Annotated in this window: 19 protein-coding genes and 1 tRNA gene; 14 read left to right on the top strand and 6 right to left on the bottom strand. The window is 59.2% G+C overall.

Annotation, left to right across the window (positions count from 1 at the left end; genetic code table 11):
• Nucleotides 1-414: 414 nt before the first annotated feature.
• Entirely contained in the window at nt 415-3,732 is a 3,318-nt protein-coding gene (locus ACQPXH_RS23955) for a hypothetical protein (RefSeq protein WP_433598736.1), read from the bottom strand.
• Entirely contained in the window at nt 3,677-4,570 is an 894-nt protein-coding gene (locus ACQPXH_RS23950) for a hypothetical protein (protein WP_433598735.1), read from the bottom strand. The genes ACQPXH_RS23955 and ACQPXH_RS23950 overlap by 56 nt, the downstream gene beginning before the upstream one ends.
• Before the next feature lie 310 nt (nt 4,571-4,880).
• Between ACQPXH_RS23950 and ACQPXH_RS23945 the strand changes: the two genes are divergently transcribed.
• The 14 genes from ACQPXH_RS23945 to ACQPXH_RS23880 all read left to right on the top strand — a co-directional run bounded on the left by ACQPXH_RS23945 (nt 4,881) and on the right by ACQPXH_RS23880 (nt 17,009).
• Nucleotides 4,881-5,147, top strand: coding sequence for a hypothetical protein (locus ACQPXH_RS23945; protein WP_433598734.1), 267 nt, complete (start codon nt 4,881-4,883; stop codon nt 5,145-5,147).
• A 91-nt stretch (nt 5,148-5,238) separates the two neighbouring features.
• Entirely contained in the window at nt 5,239-6,432 is a 1,194-nt protein-coding gene (locus ACQPXH_RS23940; RefSeq protein WP_433598733.1) for an OmpA family protein, read from the top strand.
• 248 nt (nt 6,433-6,680) lie between these two features.
• Entirely contained in the window at nt 6,681-7,958 is a 1,278-nt protein-coding gene (locus ACQPXH_RS23935) for a hypothetical protein (protein WP_433598732.1), read from the top strand.
• A gap of 108 nt (nt 7,959-8,066) precedes the next feature.
• Nucleotides 8,067-8,339 (top strand): hypothetical protein, encoded by a 273-nt coding sequence (locus ACQPXH_RS23930; protein WP_433598731.1) that lies wholly within the window; start codon nt 8,067-8,069, stop codon nt 8,337-8,339.
• Complete coding sequence (locus ACQPXH_RS23925; RefSeq protein ID WP_433598730.1) at nt 8,336-8,533, top strand: hypothetical protein; 198 nt, start codon at nt 8,336-8,338, stop codon at nt 8,531-8,533. The genes ACQPXH_RS23930 and ACQPXH_RS23925 overlap by 4 nt, the downstream gene beginning before the upstream one ends.
• A gap of 200 nt (nt 8,534-8,733) precedes the next feature.
• Nucleotides 8,734-9,006: a hypothetical protein gene (locus ACQPXH_RS23920; RefSeq protein WP_433598729.1), complete on the top strand. Its 273-nt coding sequence runs from the start codon at nt 8,734-8,736 to the stop codon at nt 9,004-9,006.
• A complete protein-coding gene (locus tag ACQPXH_RS23915; RefSeq protein WP_433598728.1) occupies nt 8,993-11,212 on the top strand; it encodes a type IV secretory system conjugative DNA transfer family protein in 2,220 nt (739 codons plus the stop codon). Before ACQPXH_RS23920 ends, ACQPXH_RS23915 begins: the two co-directional genes overlap by 14 nt.
• An 83-nt stretch (nt 11,213-11,295) precedes the next feature.
• Nucleotides 11,296-12,204: a replication-relaxation family protein gene (locus ACQPXH_RS23910; RefSeq protein ID WP_433598727.1), complete on the top strand. Its 909-nt coding sequence runs from the start codon at nt 11,296-11,298 to the stop codon at nt 12,202-12,204.
• On the top strand, nt 12,201-12,773 hold the full coding sequence (locus ACQPXH_RS23905; RefSeq protein ID WP_433598726.1) for an MT-A70 family methyltransferase: 573 nt from the start codon (nt 12,201-12,203) through the stop codon (nt 12,771-12,773). The genes ACQPXH_RS23910 and ACQPXH_RS23905 overlap by 4 nt, the downstream gene beginning before the upstream one ends.
• Before the next feature lie 136 nt (nt 12,774-12,909).
• On the top strand, nt 12,910-13,260 hold the full coding sequence (locus ACQPXH_RS23900; RefSeq protein WP_433598725.1) for a hypothetical protein: 351 nt from the start codon (nt 12,910-12,912) through the stop codon (nt 13,258-13,260).
• Between the two features lie 314 nt (nt 13,261-13,574).
• On the top strand, nt 13,575-13,976 hold the full coding sequence (locus ACQPXH_RS23895; RefSeq protein ID WP_433598724.1) for a helix-turn-helix domain-containing protein: 402 nt from the start codon (nt 13,575-13,577) through the stop codon (nt 13,974-13,976).
• Between the two features lie 161 nt (nt 13,977-14,137).
• A complete protein-coding gene (locus ACQPXH_RS23890; RefSeq protein ID WP_433598723.1) occupies nt 14,138-14,704 on the top strand; it encodes an ImmA/IrrE family metallo-endopeptidase in 567 nt (188 codons plus the stop codon).
• Nucleotides 14,701-15,144, top strand: coding sequence for a recombinase family protein (locus ACQPXH_RS23885; protein ID WP_433598722.1), 444 nt, complete (start codon nt 14,701-14,703; stop codon nt 15,142-15,144). The genes ACQPXH_RS23890 and ACQPXH_RS23885 overlap by 4 nt, the downstream gene beginning before the upstream one ends.
• Nucleotides 15,141-17,009: a recombinase family protein gene (locus tag ACQPXH_RS23880; protein ID WP_433603564.1), complete on the top strand. Its 1,869-nt coding sequence runs from the start codon at nt 15,141-15,143 to the stop codon at nt 17,007-17,009. Before ACQPXH_RS23885 ends, ACQPXH_RS23880 begins: the two co-directional genes overlap by 4 nt.
• Here ACQPXH_RS23880 and ACQPXH_RS23875 read toward each other — a convergent pair.
• The 4 genes from ACQPXH_RS23875 to ACQPXH_RS23860 form a co-directional block, all read right to left on the bottom strand.
• Nucleotides 16,966-17,040: transfer RNA gene (locus ACQPXH_RS23875), tRNA-Val, on the bottom strand. The genes ACQPXH_RS23880 and ACQPXH_RS23875 overlap by 44 nt on opposite strands.
• 32 nt (nt 17,041-17,072) lie before the next feature.
• Entirely contained in the window at nt 17,073-17,552 is a 480-nt protein-coding gene (locus ACQPXH_RS23870) for a peroxiredoxin (RefSeq protein ID WP_357480279.1), read from the bottom strand.
• A 71-nt stretch (nt 17,553-17,623) separates the two neighbouring features.
• Nucleotides 17,624-18,046 (bottom strand): DUF3052 domain-containing protein, encoded by a 423-nt coding sequence (locus ACQPXH_RS23865; protein ID WP_040688342.1) that lies wholly within the window; start codon nt 18,044-18,046, stop codon nt 17,624-17,626.
• Between the two features lie 159 nt (nt 18,047-18,205).
• A complete protein-coding gene (locus tag ACQPXH_RS23860; protein ID WP_387294746.1) occupies nt 18,206-18,763 on the bottom strand; it encodes a hypothetical protein in 558 nt (185 codons plus the stop codon).
• Nucleotide 18,764: the final 1 nt, after the last annotated feature.

The following is an 18,764-nucleotide window of genomic DNA, read 5'->3' as shown; positions in this document are numbered from 1 at the left end:
GGCTGCCGAGACCGCCGGCCTCGGCGCCGGAGGGGTGGATGGAAGATGAAGCGGGCGGTGGCTATCCGGACGATCCACGACCCGAGATGGACGCTGCCACCCACCCGATAGAACGGGTGCCGGCCATAGACAAACCCGGACGATGGCGGCAGGAGGATGAGGACACGGCGGTTTTACCGCGGTTGCAGGACATCCGGCCTCCGATGCGGGCGACGCCGATTCGACGGCCGCCGTGGCTCAGGTGAGCTGGGAAGAGAATGCCGAGGACTGTCGCAACACAGGGGAGAGCTGAAAAATATTGTCGGTGGACTCATCCTAACTTAAGACTTGGTGCCATGGATGGCGGTGGCAAGACGCTGACATTAGTAACAGGCAGGCTGAAACTATCGCCGACAGGAATCTGAAACCAACTCGCTATTTCAGCAGCATCAATACTATGGAAAGAGGGTAGGTTTTTGCGACCTTTATTATTTCCACCCAATCGTGCCGCCCGTACCGGGTTGCGCATGAAATACCACTACTTACGATCTCATTATCAAGGCTGTCGAATGCATGGACAGCCGCGTATGCCGCAATGACTCGATGCCTGGCAATATCGTGCCAATGCATGTGCTCGGATTCAAATTTGTCACAGAGCGCAGTAAGCAATTCGGAGAAGTGAGCTACTGCTCTGTACTCAGGGCGATCTGTGGCGGATACCCGAGTGCCAGTGAAGCTAGTTGATTCCTGCATTCTGTCCACAATTGCACGAAAAGCCGACGAACCTGCCTCTTGCAGTTCCTCCATCAGAGCAAAAACCATACCCACAAATTCGTAGAAGCGCTCATAAGGGCCGGACCTAATTTTCCAATAGTCGAGTTCCTTCCTAGTAATCGCAGGAAGGGTGACCGCTTCTGCCTTTGGAATTTTGAATGGCCCAAATGTACCGTTCTGTACTAACTCTATTATGGTCGCGAGGCGAAACGACAACTCGAATGTCGAGAACAAAATCTCACGTTCGAGAAAGTTTACCCCAATGCGATAGGAAAATGCCACACACTCACAAACCGACAGCAGGGCATCATCAAACTCATCTACCTTCGTATAGTCTCTACCAAGAATTGCTCTGGATAGACGCACTTCTGCTATAGTCAAGGACATTCGCGCATTAAGTGGAGCGTCGATTAGCGCGAATCGCGTATCAGGAAAATCTGGTGTCTCGGTTCTCAGCGCCAGCTCACGCTGCATTTCAGCAAGAACAGCCTCCGACTCGGATAGTCTACCAGCCCGCAAAAGCAAGTCGCCACAAATACGATAACTCTCTGTCGCAATCCACACATACTCCGGCACACCAGCTATTTTGCAAACAGTTCGAGCATTGAAAAGCAATATTGCAGCAGCGGAGTCAATATTTCCTGTTGCGGCAAGATATCGGCCGAATAGGAGCAGTAACCTACAGTCGGTCGACCGGTCCAACTGTACGTCATCACCTCTCCCGGATTGCTGTCGCAATAGTGCTAGTCGGCAATTGTGTAAAAGATCTCCGTCGAACCAACCCCACACTCCGAACTCAAGGCTGCGTCTCTTGATGCCAAACCACCAGTCAGCCTCGATGTAAATACCGATCTTTTTCCACAAGGCGTTGATCTCATCACGGTCGCTACCAGTCGGAAAGCTATCCTCTGGATAGACAGCAAGCATTTCTCCAACAAGTTGCGAGCATCCTTCTTTGCTCGACGCGGGAGCAATCGCCACGGAGGGCTCCAAATTCGCCATCGGGCTTGGCCCAAGAATCCCAGGCCGAGGAGCAAATACTAATTTTCTATTGTCATTACCGAGGGCCGTGAGGCAAATCTCAAACGCTGTATCACGGTCGTCGAGTATCTTATATTGGCGAGATGCTCGCCACAGCACTGCGGATGCGAATTCAAGCCTGTCTACGTAACCGGATTCCTCAGAATAGGTTGCGACGGCAATAGCAATTGCGCTGACCGATTGCGCAGTGAGGCTCAACACCTCGTAGGGCAATGAATCGAGGTGACCCCAACCCCATTTCTGGGTTCTCGTTACAAGTGCGAGCGTTACGCTAAGTGCGCTTTTGCTGACGTCTTGTGGAAAGTAATCGGCGATAAGAAGCCTCGTTAAGAAGGATGTCTCGATGCATTCACTCTCAATCTTCAGAAGTCCGCGCCTCTGAAGATCATCAATCGCCTTGTTAACTGCTTGCTCAACGTGTATTGGGCGCAAATTGTCGGGCACCGGCCCTATTGACTCTACATGACCCATTCGATCGATAAGATCGGCCAGATCGCTCGGAATTGCATCCCGACCCAACTGCATCACTTCGTCCGGTCTTTGCTTAGGCGAAGACATTTCGGCCTTGAGAATCTTTAGGCTGTAGAGGTCGATACCTTCTCGAACGACGAGAACAGTGAAAAATATGTCAAACGCTACAGGGTTTTGTGATCGAAGTTGTTCGATTATGTAGACATAATGCTCTCGGAAGTAATCAGATTTTTCGTAGGTTGCACCGCGGATACCAATTCCTTCGAGATATTCACGTATCGTTCTGTTGGCATCAGCCACAGCGATTGCAGCTTGCTTTATGAGTGTGGCGTTACCTTCCAGTCTTGTCCGGAGTTCGTCGCAGTCACAATCGTCTGTACTAGGCGCGTAGTGCCGAACCAGTTCCCTTGTTTCTTCCGGCGTCAGCTTACCTACCTCAACGTTATTCGCTTGTCGCTCAAGTTCTTCCGGAGGTGGAAAACGTGACTCGATAATCACTTGCGCCTGATAGGGATGGACAATCCCCATCTCGGGAAATGTTCCGGCCTCGTGGTTCTCAATCACTACATACTTAGGGGCGTCGTCGCCGCAAAGCAGCTCAACAAAACGGTACCTGAGTGTGTCGTCGTCGCCATCAGCCGACAGGCCATGACTTCTAAGAGCCGAAATAAGGCTGTTGCGCATTGACCGCAACTGGAAAATGTCATTTACCGCAGCGCACTTAATCCTGACAACTTGACCGGACAGATTGGAGAGAACGCGATTAACGATGGTCGTCTTCCCTGTGCCAGGCTCGCCGTGCACCCATGTCAGGCGCTCATTGCCGTTCCCCTCCGCGATCGCATCGTCTAGTTCACCTTCTAGTTGAGGGCGGATAACAGCATACTCGGCTACCTGTTTCTTACGCTTCGCTTCCTCGCGTCGGCGGTGAGCTTCCTTTTCAAGTGTTAGCAGTGCCTTCTCGAGGTCTTGCCAAAGCACTCGGAGCGGAAGCTTGCGGCGGTTTTCATCAGTTTCCTGATCAAGCTCCAAAATTTTCAGCGCCGCAGGAAGATAGTCGGCTGTATAGGTTAACCGCGGCTTGTAATCGCGATCATCAGGCGAGTAGCCATGTGCCGCGCGGATTTCTTCTTGCCGGTAACCATAGAGCATTTCAGCGGCTCGTCGCTCCTTCTTGCCCTTCCAAAAGTTGTTGTCTGCTGTCGATTGCGGTCTACCTGGGTGTCGACCAGACATCTCCGTTGGAAGGCGGCGGATGGCTCGTCGGAGGACTTTGCGTGTCTGGTAGGTGGGTTCGTGGTGCCACCGCTCGGGGCCAACCACTGCTTTAGCCACCCGCATCAGGTTCGGGAAGGTAACAAAGTCCTCATTCTGAAGGAAGACGGTTACAAGATCACGGCCGGAGATCTCGTCATACAGGGTCTTGATCTTCTCGCTGGCTGCCTTGACCGGACGCTTGCTGCTCACGAGGACAGTATGGACTCTGGTAGCCGCGCCGGACAGTGAATAACGCTTGACGAGCCAGGTTGTTGTTCCTTACCTCGTAGTAGTACAGATCATCGGGATTGTCGAGTATTCCAAGTAGGCCACCATCACGTAGCCGCCCAATCTCCCGGTCGATTGTAAGATATGCAGACAGTTCAAGCCGCCGACATCCTCGGTCGATTCGGTGCGCCCGATAGTCCACCAAGTCTGCGAATTGATCGCGCTGATCGTTAGACGAGTCAGGCAGGTACAGACCAATAAGTTCGCGGGATTCTTCAATAGTCAAATTGCCGACAGTCACGCGCGAGACATCATCCGCAATGCTGCCAGTTGGCGGATCGCGAGAAATGATCGTGATATGGGGGACGAACTCAGACGACTGCGGTTCGAGTAGTTGCGGAAAGACGTCCGGGTCGTAGTTGTCGATGATGACATGGTTTGGCGCACGGGGCGTGCGAAGAAACTCTGTGAAACGGGATTCCGCTCCTTCATCAGTGTCGGTGAGGGATGCGTCGATAGCACAGGCCATCTCACTCATCTCACTGCGCATCTTTTCGACGCTAAATCCCTTTCTAGTTTGACTAAAACCGCGCCACTGCATGCCGGTAATCCACGCTGCATCCTCACCATTCTCTTCAAGCGCTCGCGCGACAGCAACTGTTTTCCCAATCGCAGGCGGACCGTCTACCCAGGTCACAGCTGAACTGCCAAACATCGCATCTTGCATCGCGGCTTGTATTTCTGGGCGGTCGACAATATAGCCGCGCGGCTGCGGGATGTCCTCTCTAAATCGTCCATGAAATTCATATGAAACGGCCATACTTCAGATATCCGATTATGAACCGTTCCTCTGATCTGTCAACCTCCTTTGCCCCTCGCCCTGCTGCGGGGGCACAGATTTGCCCCTTGCGCATCTCGCATGGTCACAACGCTGAAGCAGATGATTTAGAGGTCGGGTTCGACGGGTTGGCAGCAGGTCCCCGATGAATCCGCAACCCGCTCCTTGATAACTCCACAGTGCGTTGAACTCCCTGGAACAACAGCCTTCATCTGGACGAGAGGCCTGCTCTCGCACCCGTATGTCGGATTTCTTTGTATTGTTCCACATCTCTTTGTGAAAGGCAGGTGCTATGCCTACCAAAATGACCCCCGAAACCACCGGCCTGGATATGGCCGGGTCGCTGTATCCAATCGTGCCGGACAGTGATGACGTCAAGGTGGCGAGTGAGATCTTCGCCCTTGCGCATAGTCGCCTCAAGCAGCTGCGCCAGGATCTGGATACAGTCCTGGCGGAGTGTGAAGACAGGGCTCCCTTTGCTGTGGGCTACACCAAGCATCTCAGTGACATTCTCGCCAAGCTACATATTGAGTGGTTCGTGAGCTGGCCCCGCGACTAAATCCACCGCCAAACCGTTTCGGGTGGGCGCCAGGCGACGAGCCTGGTGCCCACCCGGTCCTAATCATTTTGTATTTCTCCTGAAGGAACCCATGCCTCCACCCTCCTCTCGGCGTAACTATCGCCTGAACTGCCACATCACCGGCCTGATCGTCAGCGCCGCCGTCCTGGCTGCATCCTTCGGCCTCACCGCCTGTACCCCGACCATTTCCGCACCCGCCCCAGTCGTCATCGTGGCCCCATCCACCTCGGCCGAACCGCAACCCAGCATCCCCAAACCCCTTGAAGCTGAATTGGCTTCCTATGCCAGCTCGGCCAAGAAGCCCGGCGATGCCCTCGTGCACATCGTCAGCTCGGCCGACAGCCCGGTTATCGGGAGGGATTTGACGGCCCTGCGCGGCAAGGACGTCGAACACGGCAATGCGAAAGATCGCAAGATCCACGAGAACATCGCGGCCCTGAAACAGGATCTCGCCAACCTTCACGCCCCGGCACCCGGCTTGGATGTGGCTGGGCCGCTCGATGCCGCCAGCCAGCATCCCGGCTCCCGCATTGTGGTGCTGTCCTCCGGCCTGAGCACAGTCGCCCCGGTGGATCTCGTTGCTCTGACGGCAAACGGCTGGATGTTCGATCCCGCCCCAGTAGCGGACTCCATCCAGCGCCAGGGACGTTTGAACCTGACCGGCCACCATGTCACCTTCGCCGGCCTCGGCGTGGTAGGTGGCAGCACCCAACCCCGGCTGCCTGCTTTTGCCCGGAAGCAGCTGGAAGCCTTGTGGCTTCGGATCTGCGAGAAGGCCGGTGCCGATCGCTGCGACATCGCCGAATCCGAACCCGTGGCGGCACCGCCGCGGGCGACCCTGCCCGTCCCCGTCGTGCCGGTACCAGCTGCCTACACCGACGCCGACGGATGCGCGCGCTACGCCCAGTTGGATGACCAAACCTTGCATTTCGCCCCGGACAGTGCCGCATTGCCCGCCTCGGCCGATGAAGTGCTGCAACCCCTGGTGGAGTCGGCCAGACGCTGCCAGGTGCGACAGGTGGACATTACCGGGCACATCGCCTGCACGACCCTCGATGGCCGGGACAGCAGCAACCTCAGCGGCCGGCGGGCTCAGGCTGTGGCATCACGCCTTGTCGCACTGGGGCTGCCAGCCAGCCTGCTCGGCACCGTGGTTGGCCGCGGGGCAGACGAGCCAGTGATCCCCAACCTGACATCCGATGGCCGGTTCATCGAATCGGCGGCCGTGCTGAACCGGCGGGTGGAAGTGACGCTGTGGCAGTGACGCCTACCGCTTGGCCCTCGTCGTGAACTCGGGTATTCGCCTCGGCTGCAACGCCTTCCCGCCACTTGCATCTACCAACTAACTCCCAAGGAGTCCCTATGCCCCCAAACCGAAATCCCCGCGCAACACCACGAGCGTCCAGCTCGTCACCGCCATCTGCGGCGTATTCGCCGCCGCAGGTATCCAAAGCGGACGTGCGGACCGCAGTGCGCGGCCGGTCATTGGCCCGTCGTAAGGCTGCCCCGATCGTGTGGGCGCTGTTCCGGGAACAGCTGCGCATCAACAAGTCTCGCTCCGCCGATCGCGTGAGCTACCTGGAGGCCGAGGTCACCAGCGAAGGCGTCCAGGCCGCCACCACAATTCGGGACGAGGGTGTGGCCCGTCTCGGCACGCTCATTCAGCGGGCGGTGCAACTGCGGGGCACTATCGCCGTCGTGGAGGCCGATATGGCCCGTTTGGGGTCGCGGCCCATCTCCGGTGTTCATGACGAGCTGCTGACGGCCACGGAGGGCGAACAGCGCCAGTCTGCGGTGGATGCCCAAGTCAGGAAGGAAACCGGCACCAGCAGCCTGAAACACCGACGGGTGCCGAAGGCCATGCGCCTGGCCGCGCTACTGGTGCCCGTCATAGACCTGCCGGTGTTCACCTTGTTCGCCGGGGACATGTTCAACGTGGCGTGGGATCAGGTGGCCGCCGGACGGTCGTTGCTGCCCGCAATTACGGCCGTGGTGTTCGGATTGCTGGCCACCGCGGGCTTGGCTCTGGCGCTGCATTTCGTGGGGTTCGACCTGCGCGGTACCAAGGATGCCCAGGGGCAGCCGACCGTGCCGAAGGGGCGAAACGGCCTGCTGCCGCGCCTGCTGATCGTCGCTGCTGCGGTGATCAGCATCGGCGCCAGCGTAGTGATGGGGTTCCGGGTGATCCGGGAATCCTTGGCCGCCGAGGTCGGCGTGGCTGGCGCGGTGATCCTGGGCCTGTTCTTCGGCTGCGTGGTGGCGGTCCTGAATCTCGTGGTGGCCGTGACGGTCCTGCGCGACGGCTCGGTGCTGACCGACGAACTGTCGCACCTGACGCGGCAATTGCGACCGGTGCGGAAGCAGCGGCAACGGCTGGAACGGAAGCGGGATGAACTCGCGAACCGGATTGATCTGCTCATCGCCGAAGGACAGCAGGTGCGGACGCTGACGGTATTGAAGATGGCCCGGCCCATCGCTGGGGCGGACCAGCTGCGCGCTATCGCCCGCAGCCTGCACCAGGGGTGCGGCTGGGGCGTGGAATTCCTCCCGGCCCAGCGAGATTCGTTCGGGCTGTTCGCTCCCGCCACGCTGGTGGATACCTCGGTGCTGGACGAGCTGGTGGCCCGCCTCGAGGGGTTGGCCGTGCGGCGGGATGCGGCTGAGGCCGGCAATGGCCAGGCATCGGGCAGCCAGGAGCGAACCGTTACGAATGAACATGCCCCATCGACGGGCGCGGCGGCGGAAGTAGATCAGTACATCGCTGGCGACACCACCAGCGCCGCAGCGTAATCCGTTCCGTTCTCTTCTCTCGTTCCTACTCAATTCCTGCGGTGCTGCCGCCATGCCAAAAACAGGCGGCAGCACCAGTAGGCACAACATTTAAGGAGCCATTCAGATATGAGCGATACATTTAACTCGGGTCGGCATGAATCGAAACCTGATCCGCTGCCCTGGGATTTCGACGGGCAGATTCCCGAAGGCGACCATCCAGAGGTCACGCGACACCTGGCGGAGTCGACGGTGGCAAAGCTCGTTGCCGTACTGCATGAGATTGTCGATATGAACGAGGTGCATTCCGAAATGGCACCGAGAACGGCAACAAAGGTGTCTACCCTCCTCATCGTCCTTGCCGATGAGGTACTGGCGTGGGTGCGCAGGTGGCAGGCATGAGCGGACATGAACAGCCGGGACTCATCGACCGTCTGGTCGGGGTATGTCTGAGGGTGCTGGGAGCGGTGCTTGCCCTGTATGTGGCGGTCTACCTGGTGCAGACAATCCTGTGGCCGCTGATGCTCTTTATTGGCGGCGGGGTGCTGATATGGATGGGGGTTGTTGTGATTAAGACATGGCGAGAGCGGTACTGAAATTCTGCAACACGAAGAATAAGCCGATAATCGCATTGCTCGCCAGCGTTGTGTAATACACAAACCGCATTGACCAATTGCGGTCCCGCAATTCATAGTAGACCTCAGGGGAAATTGCGCGTTCGCAATTCGCAGCGAGGCCCTATCGGGTCATTGCGCCGCATCACCAACTAACACAGTAAACGAAGGAGGGTATAGCTATGTCGAAAAATGGACGTACTAACTATCGGAGAGGGGCACGCGGCCGGGCGAAGAAAGCCGAATACCGCGTCGTTGTCGAGGGAGTTCGCAAGGAGCCGTACGACATCAGCAGGCTCGCCAAAGCCGCTCTTGGATTGGCGCGGGCCAAAGCAGACAAGACCGACGCACAAGCCGAGATTGCGGAGGCAGCCACCATCGCCGGGTTGCCGGCGAACGCGGTTGATCGCGGTCAGGGCATCGCCGACCAGGAGGATGGCCATGACGCCAGATAACCAACAAGCACTGCCTCTCTTTCCTGAATCCCTGGTCTGGCAACAAATTTGGTTTCCTCGCCCGTACGTAGAAGCGTCAGCGCTCGGCTTGCTGCGCCAATGGGCGGCCCAGGCCCATGCACCTCAGCTCATTCTGGAAGCCCGGTCGTCATCCGGGGGCGTGGAGTACCTCATCGGTTCCCAACTGCGTCACGCCAAAGCCGTTCAGCGCGCCATCGAGCAACTGGTACCCGGCAGCCAAGTCAGCGGGTTCACCGGCGAACGCGATTCCATCTCGGTCGCTCGGCAGGTTCGGGCTTCCTCCCGAGTCGGATTAATCGAACCCGCCGACACGGTGGCCTCGGTACGCACCCTCTTGTCTTCGCTGATGGCTGTCGCCCCTAGCGAACGGCTGGTTTTGCAGCTGGAACTGGGTGCTCGGCGTCGGCCGCAGAATGTGCCCCCGAAGTTGCCGCAGCACGATCAGTCGGTGCTATCGAAGGTGCTCGAAGGCATCCAGCCGGAAACCCGGTCGGATATCAAGCAAGCCCTTGGCAAGAAGCTTGGACAGCACGGCTTTTCGGTCACCGTCCGCATCGGGGCGGAAGCAGCGACAAGCGACCGACGCCGGAGCTTGCTGCTGGGACTGGCCTCGGCGCTGGGCACCTTGAATGCAAGCGGGGTCCATCTGGAATTGCGCACCGAAGCGCCAAAGAAGGTCAATACACCACGCGCCCGATCACCGCGAGCGTTGTGGCCGCTGGTGATCGGTGGTCAGCGGTTGGGTATCAGCGAGGTGCTACGACTGACAGCCTGGCCGGTGTCGGAGAAGGAAGAGGTCTTCCCTGGGCAGGGTTCGCTGCATCCTCGGAAACTGCGGCCAACTCCGGCGCTACTGACTGGTGAACGAGTGATCGCCGTGGCGAATGCGCCTGGTGTGGAAGGAACTATCGGGTATGGAGTAGACGACGCCATGCGGCATACGCACCTCTTGGGGCCGTCAGGGACAGGCAAAAGCACGCTGCTGCTCAACCTGATCGTCAATGATCTCGAAGCAGGCCGGCCAGTTGTCGTCATCGAACCCAAGGACTTGGTGACGGACATCCTGAGCCGGATTCCGCAGGAGCGAAGGCGGGACATCGTCATTCTCGACCCGCTAGACGATCAGCCGGTCGGCATCAATCCTCTGGATCGGCTGCGGGCTGGCACACCTTCGGAAGTGGTAGCAGACAACATCTTCCATATCTTCCATTCGCTCTATGGCGACGGTTTGGGACGGCGCAGCGGGGACATCCTGCGGGAATCACTGAAGGCAATTGCCCTGCGAAGCGATCCTTCGCTCATCATGCTGCCGCTCATCATGACGACTCCGCAGTTCCGTCGGCCTTTGGTGCAGCAGGCAGTCGAGCGAGATCCTTTTGCGGCAGGAACGTTCTGGGGCTGGTATGAGCAGCTGTCGCCCGAGGGGGTGATGAACAACATCGCTCCTCTATCCAACAAAGTGCGCCCCTTCCTTGATGTCTACCTGAGAGGTGTTCTGGCACAACAGCATCCACGTTTCAACGTCCGTCAGGTGTTGGAGCAGAAGAAGGTGCTCCTGGTGCCGCTGCAGCCGGGTGTCATTGGGCCTGACCGGGCACAGCTACTGGCCGCGATGGTGTTGGCCGAACTCTGGAACGCTATTCGCGAACGCGCGGCTGTCCCCGAAACTGCACGCGATCACCTGATGATCTATGTGGACGAGGTGCAGGAGTTCCTGAACCTGCCGGTTGATCTTGATGACGCGCTGGCTACAGCCCGGAGCCTACGGGCTGGCTTCCATCTGGCGCACCAGTACACCAGCCAGTTGCCGCCGTCGATGGCTCGGGCGTTTAAAAACAACGCCAGGAACAAGATCGCGTTCCAGTTGGGTGAAGACGCCAAGGACATGGCAGCCGGACAAAACGTACTGTCCCCAGAGGATTTCAGTGCTTTGCCAGCCCACCATGTCTACGTGAAGTTGGTTCGGAACAACTCGATCCAGCCGTGGGCGTCGGGCGAGACACTGCCGCCACCGCCGAAGACCAGCGACCCGGAGGAGATCCGGTGCCTCAGCCGGGAACAGTATGGCCGCCCACGGGACGAGATTGAGGCGGAATTTCGGCAGCTGCTGGAAGGGCCGACGCCTCGTCAAAGCGAACAGTCGGGTGCGCATGGTCGGCGGCATCAGCGTCGGAGGAACCCATGATGAGGCGGCCTCTGCAGGGAGCTTCGGAAGGAGGCGGAGCCGGGCGCGGAGTTCGTCATAGTGTTCGTAAAACAATCAGTCCCATGTCCGCATCATCCGAGGTCACCGCCGCTTTTCGGCATCGCAAGCTGCCGAATGATGGTGCCCTGCCGGGCACCACACACCAGCGCCGCACCGTCCGTAACCTGGATGCGATCAGGAGCCAGCTGACCGACAGGGATGCTGCTGTCTTGCAGGCGATCTGGGGTCATCGCGTGCTCACCGCTCGCCAGGTTCAGGCTCTCGCTTTTGGTGAGCTGCCGCCGACCAGTGGCTTGCGCTTCGCTCAGGTGAACTTGAAGAAGCTGCGGGAGCTGTGGGTTATCGGGGTGAGCGCTCAGCGGCGGCACGGTGCCCGGCCCGGACGCCCCGAGCTGATCTACTACGTCGATGCCGTAGGCGATCGGCTGCTACGGGCCGATGTCCCGGACCGTGTTCGCTATCAGTGGAAAGAGCCATCGCTCCACTACTTACAGCATCAGCTGGCGATTGCTGATGTTCACGCCGAACTGGTCAAAGCGCAGCACCGCGGGCTTCTGGAGCTGGTCTGCTGCCAGCTGGAACCTGCCTCGTGGCGGCGGTTCTTCCGACTGGGGACTGTTGTCAAGCTCAAGCCCGACCTGTACGTCGAAACCACAGCCGAGCCGGGCAGCGCCTACCTCGATGGCTTCTTCATCGAGGTCGATCTCGGTACCGAGAGCATCCCCACCCTGATTCGCAAATGCCACGATTACCAAACATATTGGCAGTCCGGGGCCGAACAGGATGACGACGGCAATGGTTTCCCGCTCATCATGTGGCACCTATCCCACAAGGACGCAGCCGTCGCTGAACGGCGCCGGAAGCAACTACTGGCCGCGATTCAGAAGGACCGGAAGCTCGACCCTGAGCTATTCCGAATTACCAGTCCTGACAACCATATTAACCTCATCCAGAAAGGGGGCGATCTATGACCCAACCCACCTCGATCCGCCGCTATCGCGCATTGCTAATCGATCCACCATGGGATATTTTGCAAAAAGGCAGCTACGGTGCAGAGCGACACTATCCGCTTATGACCCTCGACCGTATCAAAGCCCTTCCCGTTGGCGATCTCGCCGAAGACGATAGCCATATTTGGCTTTGGACCACAAATGCCACACTGCGTCACGGATACGACGTCTTGGAAGCGTGGGGCTTCACTCCTCGCTCGCCACTGACCTGGATGAAGCCTCGCCTCCAGCTGGGACAGTACCTGCGCAATATGACCGAAACCTGTCTGTTCGGCACACGCGGCAGAGCACCCGTCAACTTCCGGGCGCAACCGACCTGGTTTATCGCGCCAGTGCAAGAGCATTCGAGGAAGCCCGAAGAACAGTACGCGATTATTGAAAGGGTAAGCAGCGGACCATATTTGGAGCTGTTTGCTCGGCGGCGGCAACCGGGCTGGGACATCTGGGGAAACGAGGTCGATTCTGATCTGGTTATTCCGGGCTATCCAGTGCCATCGGATCGGAAATTCAGACAAGGAGGCGTGGCGTGAGAATGGCCAGAATTACGGTTCGGGCAGGTCCGCCGTAGCCCTCTCCAGGAGTCAGCCTCGTCGGTGGCATGCGGCTGGTCGTTTGAGCGCCATACCGGCACTCACCAGTCGCACCCATCGAGGAGGTAGAGCTGCTATGTCCCAACCGGACAACGACTCCCAACGCAAGACCATGGCAATCCGGGTAGATCCGGAAATCCATGCGGAACTGAGCCTTGTGGCGCAGTTGCGCGGCAATACGCTGGCAGACGAACATCTGCAAGCCGTGCTGAATCACATCGAGAAAGCACGAGAAGAAGCCGACCTTGCGGAGCGCGCTGAAGAGGCAATAGCCGAGATAGAGCGCGAAGCAGCACTGAAACGCGATGCGATCAACCGGCTGCGACGTTCCAAGCCTGCGGTAGCCACCGAGGCGAGCGAACCCAGCAGCACGGAACCGCCGGCTTCGACCCAGAAGCGAACGCGGCGCAGTCAAGATCCGTCGTAAGGACTGAGCCCAACTTTCTTCAGGACGTGATGCTCGATTTCTGAGCACGCAGGTTCTGACAGTTCTGATGGCTCAGCCGTGAGGGAATCGAAGGTTCGGCAGGTTGGGAGTGCAAATGGCTACCGCCATTTTGCTCCTGCCTGTCGGGCTTCGATCCCGCCATGCATCGAAGAAAACAAGGAACAATAAATAACAGAGGCCCCGAAAAGAAGCGTTGTAAAAACGTCACAAACAATTGCGAAAACGCAAAAATAGAGGTATGGTCAATTTGGTGAAATATTAAACGAAAATTTAATAAACGGGAGAAAAGTGATATGACGAAACGATCGGATATCAAACCCACCAAACTTGGCTTGTACATCAAGCAGCGCCGAGCGGACCTCGGTCTCATGGCAAAGGAGGTGGCCGACCGGGCGGGATTGCCGGGATCGGCGATCACCCGGATCGAATCGGGTGAACACACCCATCCTTCGCCACCAACCCTGAAAGCAATCGCAAAAGCCTTGGATATCCCGCTCATCGACCTACTGGCGGAAGCCGGAGTGGTGCCGAAAGGAGAATTACCGAGCCTGAATACATACCTTAAGGCCAAGTATGACCTCACCGATGCCACTGCCCGCGAGGTCGAAGCATTCTTCAGACAGATCGGAATCACCAGGAACCGCAGTGCCGACGGTACAACCAACGAAGACAGCAACCATCGACATACAGCCTAGAAGATCTACACCCGCTATACGCAAAGAAAGGACCGCACATTGAGCACGCACAACTAAATAAAAAGGAGGGAAGAAATATGCAGCGAATACTTACAAGAAAGTTCACATGGCCTCGACAGTTCGACCATCGCCGGGGCGTCATCACGCCGCTCAGAGCGCTGGTGCCCAAACGGCGTGTCAGCTGTGAAGAGTCGATCCGGATTGCCGAACAGCAAGCCGAGCTGATGGTGCAACGAGCAGCCCAGCTCGACGGACCGTTCCTGCCCGTATCCGAGGCGGCGCTCATACGCATCCCGCGGATCCGCGTCGAACTCGTCTCACAACGTATCCCCGGCTACCACGTGTGGGATAAGCGCCATCGGCAATGGCTCATCCAACTCTCCCACGCCGCGTCATCCGCTGAACGCCGAGTTGCACTGGCCGTCGAATTCAAGTCGATCCTCGATACCGGCGTCCTGCACCGCCTCTACATGAACAGCTACCTCAGCCCACTCGAACGAGCCGACCGAGCTGGAATCCACTTCGCCGCTTGCTTCTTCGTACCCATCCACCATCTGATGCACGCCTGGAACCAAGGCATCCGCACCATCACCGAACTCGCCAGGCTGTTCGACGTCACCGAAGACATCATCCGGCTACGGCTCTGGATGGCCGGACTCAAACCGAAACGGTCACAACGCAATCCATTGCCATGCGCCTACTTCAATGCAGAGAGGACCCTCGTATGAACGAAACCCATCACCCACCAGCCAATCGAGATCGCGCAGTCCTGTTTCTCTCCGTCGCCAGTTCGGCCGGAACTCCATCAGACCAGGGCGAGCCGCTGGGCATCGCGCTGCAGCGCCAAGCGGAACGGCGGGTAGCTGATGATTTCGGACTGGAGATCAGCAGAGAGTTCGTAGAGATCGGGGCACCCGCCACCAGGCTGAGCGAGCGGCCCGTTCTACGCAGGCTGCTGGATTATCTCGCGGAACACTCGGAGATTCGCTTCACTATCTTCCCAGGCGTACACAGGTTTGCCCGCGATATCACGCACGCCCAGGATCTCCGCGAACGATTCCACCGTCTCCACGTCGGTGTGCTGCTGTTGCCGACCGGCGAGCAGTTCGAGCCGATGACCGAGACCGCCTCCCGTCTGGCCGCTGCGTTCGGAGGAACACGGCGATGAATCTCGACAGCAGAGTCGACGTAGCTGGACTCGACCTTGCCGTGTCCTACCTACGGGTGTCGAGCAAGAAGCAGATGGACACCGCCCGCGACATCGATCCAGACGGCAACTCCATTGCCACCCAACGCATCCACATCGACCGAAAGGCCAACAACCTCGGCGCACGAATCGTCAAAGAATTCCTCGATCCCGGCATCTCGGCCAAGTCCATCGACAAGCGCCGCGAGTTCCAGGAACTCATCGAGTACCTACGCGAGCACCGCGAGATCAAGTACGTCATCGTCTACGCCCGCTCCCGCGCCTTCCGCAACTACATCGATGCCGCCCTCACCAAGCGCCTCCTCGACAAACTCGGCGTCAAACTGGCCTCTGCCCGTGAGGACTTCGGCGACGGCATCTTTGCCGAAGCCATGGAAGCCATCACCGATGTCTTCAACGACATGCAGAACAAGATGTCGGGCGAAGACATCCGCATCAAAATGCACCACAAGGCCAGCAATGGCGGCAGCATCGGCCCCGCTCGGATCGGCTACGAGAACATCCGCATCATCGTGGAGGGCCGTACCGTCAACACCATCGGCCTCGATGAGAAACGCGCACCACTGATCAAGGAAGCGTTCGAGTTGTACGCCACCGGCGACTACTCGACAGAACGTCTCGAAGCTGCCATGGCCGACCGCGGCCTCACCACTCGTCCATCGCCGAAGCGGCCCGTCGAAAAGCCGGTTCCCCACAAGACATGGCAACGCATCCTGCGCGACCCGTACTACGCCGGGTGGGTTCCCTATAAGGGCGACGTCTACCCAGGAAGACATGAACCGATCGTCAGCCAAGAGCTGTTCGAAAAAGTACAGGACACGCTCGACGCCAAGAGCGGCAAGGGCAACCGAGACCGCATCCACATGCACTACCTCAAAGGGATGCTGTTCTGCGGCCGGTGCCAACACGCCGGTCGTACGTCACGGCTGGTTTTCTCTCGGGTCACCAGCCACACCGGCAAGCGATACGACTACTTCATCTGCCGCGCCTACCAGGACGGCCTGTGCGATCTGCCCAGCCTGCGGGTCGAACTCGTCGAACACGCCATCACCAAATACCACCGCACCTTGCAACTGCCGAGCGACTTCATCGAGGCGGTGCGTGGCCAGTTGGATGCCGCGATCCGCGACGAACAAGGCAGCGTGCGGGCACTCCACGCCAGTCTGACCAACCGACTCAAGCAACTGGACGAACAAGAAAGTAACTTGATCGATCTGGCCGCCGATGGATCGCTGCCCCAGGGCAAGATCCGAGCCAAACTGCACCAGATCCACGTCGACCGCACCAAAGCCCAAGCCGGCCTCGCCAACACTGCCGAAGAACTGGAGGTCGGAGCAGTTGTGCTGCACGATGCGCTCGAACTCGTACGTGATCCGGCCGAGGCATACGCCCATGCCTCCACCACCGACCGGCGACAGCTCAACCAGACATTCTACGAGCGCTTCTACCTCGACCACTTTGAAGTAGTCGATGACAAGAAAACTCCGCTGTTCGCCGAACTACACGACGCCCAGCAGGAGTACCAACAGCACCGCACGACATCATCCGGGGTCACCCTGGCCGGACAACGGGCCGGACATGCCCCACATCGGGCCACACGGGGGCGAAAGTCAGGATCGAAGGGTGCAGAGGCCACCACAGCGCCACAAGGGCACGACGGCCCGATATACGAAGGAAGCCTCCCTGGTGGGGAGGCTTCGCCTGCGACTACTACCGATACAGACCGGCTCAGCCTTTCCGACCTCTTTGTACCTTCGGTCGGGGGTTTGAGTAGGGCTGTTTTGGTGGGCGCAGAGGGGTTCGAACCCCCGACCGCTGGTGTGTAAAACCAGAGCTCTACCACTGAGCTATACGCCCGGGATCCGTCGGTGGGTGACCGACGGGCCGGTCTAGGACTCTAGCGCGGCGAGCGCTTTCTCCCAAGCCGCCTGGTCACGGGGCTCGCCGGGGCCGTTCATTTCGGCGAAGCGGATGACGCCGTCGCGGTCCACGACGAAGGTTCCGCGGTTGGGGTAGCCGGATTTCTGGTTGAAGACACCGAAGGACTGGGCGACGGCGCCGTGTGGCCAGAAGTCGGACAGCAGCGGGAAGACGTAGCCCTGCTCGGCGGCCCAGATCTTGTGGGTGGGCGGTGGGCCTACCGAGATGGCGAGGATTTCCGCGGCGTCGTTCTGGAATTTGGGCAACTCGTCGCGGACCTTGCACAGCTCGCCCTGGCAGATGCCGGTGAACGCAAGCGGATAGAACACGATCAGCACGTTCTTCTTGCCGCGGTAATCCGAGAGCGTGACGTCCTGATTGTTCTGATCCTTGAGTGTGAAATCCGGCGCGAGCGTGCCGACTTCCAGCGGGCCAACCTCGACTGGCATCACTGATCCTCCATCGTGTCGGGCTACACCGGGCGGTGAAACACCGCCCGGCGAAACCATATCGAAAGCGGTCAGCGCTGTTTCGAGGGTGCCTTGGGTTGCACGAGGCGGCTGCCGGACCAGGCACCGAGGCTGATCGCCGAGGTTTGCGTCAAACCCGCGGTGGGCGCCGCTTCGGCGATATCGCTCGGATCGACATGACCAGGTTGCCCGGTCTTGGGAGTGAGCACCCAGATGAAGCCCTCGTCGGCCAGCGGACTGATGACTTCCATCAGCTCATCCGCCAGATCGCCGTCGCCTTCTCGCCACCACAGCAGGACAGCGTCGACAACCTCGTCGGAGTCTTCGTCGACCATCTCCCCACCGCTGGCCTCTTCGACATCGGCCCGCAGGTCGTCGTCGGTGTCCTCGTCCCAGCCCAGCTCCTGGACAACCATGCCGTGTGTAATGCCAAGCTTCTGAGCGTAGTTCTGCGCGTCCGCCGCGGCGACCACGGTGGTGTCCTCCTCAACTCCAGACAATAGGTAGTTGCAAGCGAACATGGTTATCGCCTCGAGCGCAAGCTGATCGGACGAAATACCCATGGAATGTCGCGTTGCAACCTCGTGTCATTGGCCGATTTTCGCGACCCGCCCCCGGTTGGTGGGACGAATTCAGCGTTTCGGGCAGGCGTCCTTGACCGCGTTGCGCGCGTCGTTGACCCGCTTGCTCGCCTCGTTGAGCGCTCCGACCGGGGCGGTGTAGGTCATCTTGCGGGTCTCCGCGGCGAGCTGGCGCGCGGCGGCGACGTATTCGGCGAACTTGGCCTGCAGATCGGCGGGCAGCGCGCCGTTGGCGTTGTTCACTCCGGTCTCGACTTTGGTCGCGGCGTCCTCGAGCGTCTTGGCGGCGGTATCGCGCTTGGCGTTGTAGTCCGCGGCGTTCGCGTCGTGCGCATCTACGAATTCGTTGTACTTCGAAACGCCGACGCCTGTAGTAGTCGGGAATTGACCGCAGTTGTCGCTGATCGCCTGCGCCTGGGCCGCGGCCTTGCGCGAGGAGGTCGCCGCGGCGGAGGAAGCGGCCGCCTCGGTCTTGTAGGCGGCCAGCTCCGAGGCATTCGGATTGGCAACGCCGTCAACGTGTTTCGCGCATCCCGCGATGGTCAGCCCGACCACGACCGCCGCTGCCGCGCACACCGCTCCGAACCCGCGTGGGTCCAGCACCTTCATT

The sequence above is a fragment of the Nocardia sp. CA-135953 genome (genome assembly GCF_050955735.1).
Classification (GTDB): domain Bacteria; phylum Actinomycetota; class Actinomycetes; order Mycobacteriales; family Mycobacteriaceae; genus Nocardia.
The sequence above is the reverse complement of the archived record's forward strand: the minus strand, read 5'-3'. Positions and strand labels throughout refer to the sequence as shown.

What these genes read in the sequence shown, in the direction of transcription:
- ACQPXH_RS23915 (WP_433598728.1), top strand. Translation starts at nt 8,993, where the DNA reads ATGACGCCAGATAACCAACAAGCACTGCCTCTCTTTCCTGAATCCCTG.
- ACQPXH_RS23920 (WP_433598729.1), top strand. Translation starts at nt 8,734, where the DNA reads ATGTCGAAAAATGGACGTACTAACTATCGGAGAGGGGCACGCGGCCGG.
- ACQPXH_RS23950 (WP_433598735.1), bottom strand. Translation starts at nt 4,570, where the DNA reads ATGGCCGTTTCATATGAATTTCATGGACGATTTAGAGAGGACATCCCG.
- ACQPXH_RS23910 (WP_433598727.1), top strand. Translation starts at nt 11,296, where the DNA reads ATGTCCGCATCATCCGAGGTCACCGCCGCTTTTCGGCATCGCAAGCTG.
- ACQPXH_RS23885 (WP_433598722.1), top strand. Translation starts at nt 14,701, where the DNA reads ATGAACGAAACCCATCACCCACCAGCCAATCGAGATCGCGCAGTCCTG.
- ACQPXH_RS23925 (WP_433598730.1), top strand. Translation starts at nt 8,336, where the DNA reads ATGAGCGGACATGAACAGCCGGGACTCATCGACCGTCTGGTCGGGGTA.
- ACQPXH_RS23900 (WP_433598725.1), top strand. Translation starts at nt 12,910, where the DNA reads ATGTCCCAACCGGACAACGACTCCCAACGCAAGACCATGGCAATCCGG.
- ACQPXH_RS23860 (WP_387294746.1), bottom strand. Translation starts at nt 18,763, where the DNA reads ATGAAGGTGCTGGACCCACGCGGGTTCGGAGCGGTGTGCGCGGCAGCG.
- ACQPXH_RS23880 (WP_433603564.1), top strand. Translation starts at nt 15,141, where the DNA reads ATGAATCTCGACAGCAGAGTCGACGTAGCTGGACTCGACCTTGCCGTG.
- ACQPXH_RS23945 (WP_433598734.1), top strand. Translation starts at nt 4,881, where the DNA reads ATGCCTACCAAAATGACCCCCGAAACCACCGGCCTGGATATGGCCGGG.
- ACQPXH_RS23870 (WP_357480279.1), bottom strand. Translation starts at nt 17,552, where the DNA reads ATGCCAGTCGAGGTTGGCCCGCTGGAAGTCGGCACGCTCGCGCCGGAT.
- ACQPXH_RS23895 (WP_433598724.1), top strand. Translation starts at nt 13,575, where the DNA reads ATGACGAAACGATCGGATATCAAACCCACCAAACTTGGCTTGTACATC.
- ACQPXH_RS23905 (WP_433598726.1), top strand. Translation starts at nt 12,201, where the DNA reads ATGACCCAACCCACCTCGATCCGCCGCTATCGCGCATTGCTAATCGAT.
- ACQPXH_RS23930 (WP_433598731.1), top strand. Translation starts at nt 8,067, where the DNA reads ATGAGCGATACATTTAACTCGGGTCGGCATGAATCGAAACCTGATCCG.
- ACQPXH_RS23940 (WP_433598733.1), top strand. Translation starts at nt 5,239, where the DNA reads ATGCCTCCACCCTCCTCTCGGCGTAACTATCGCCTGAACTGCCACATC.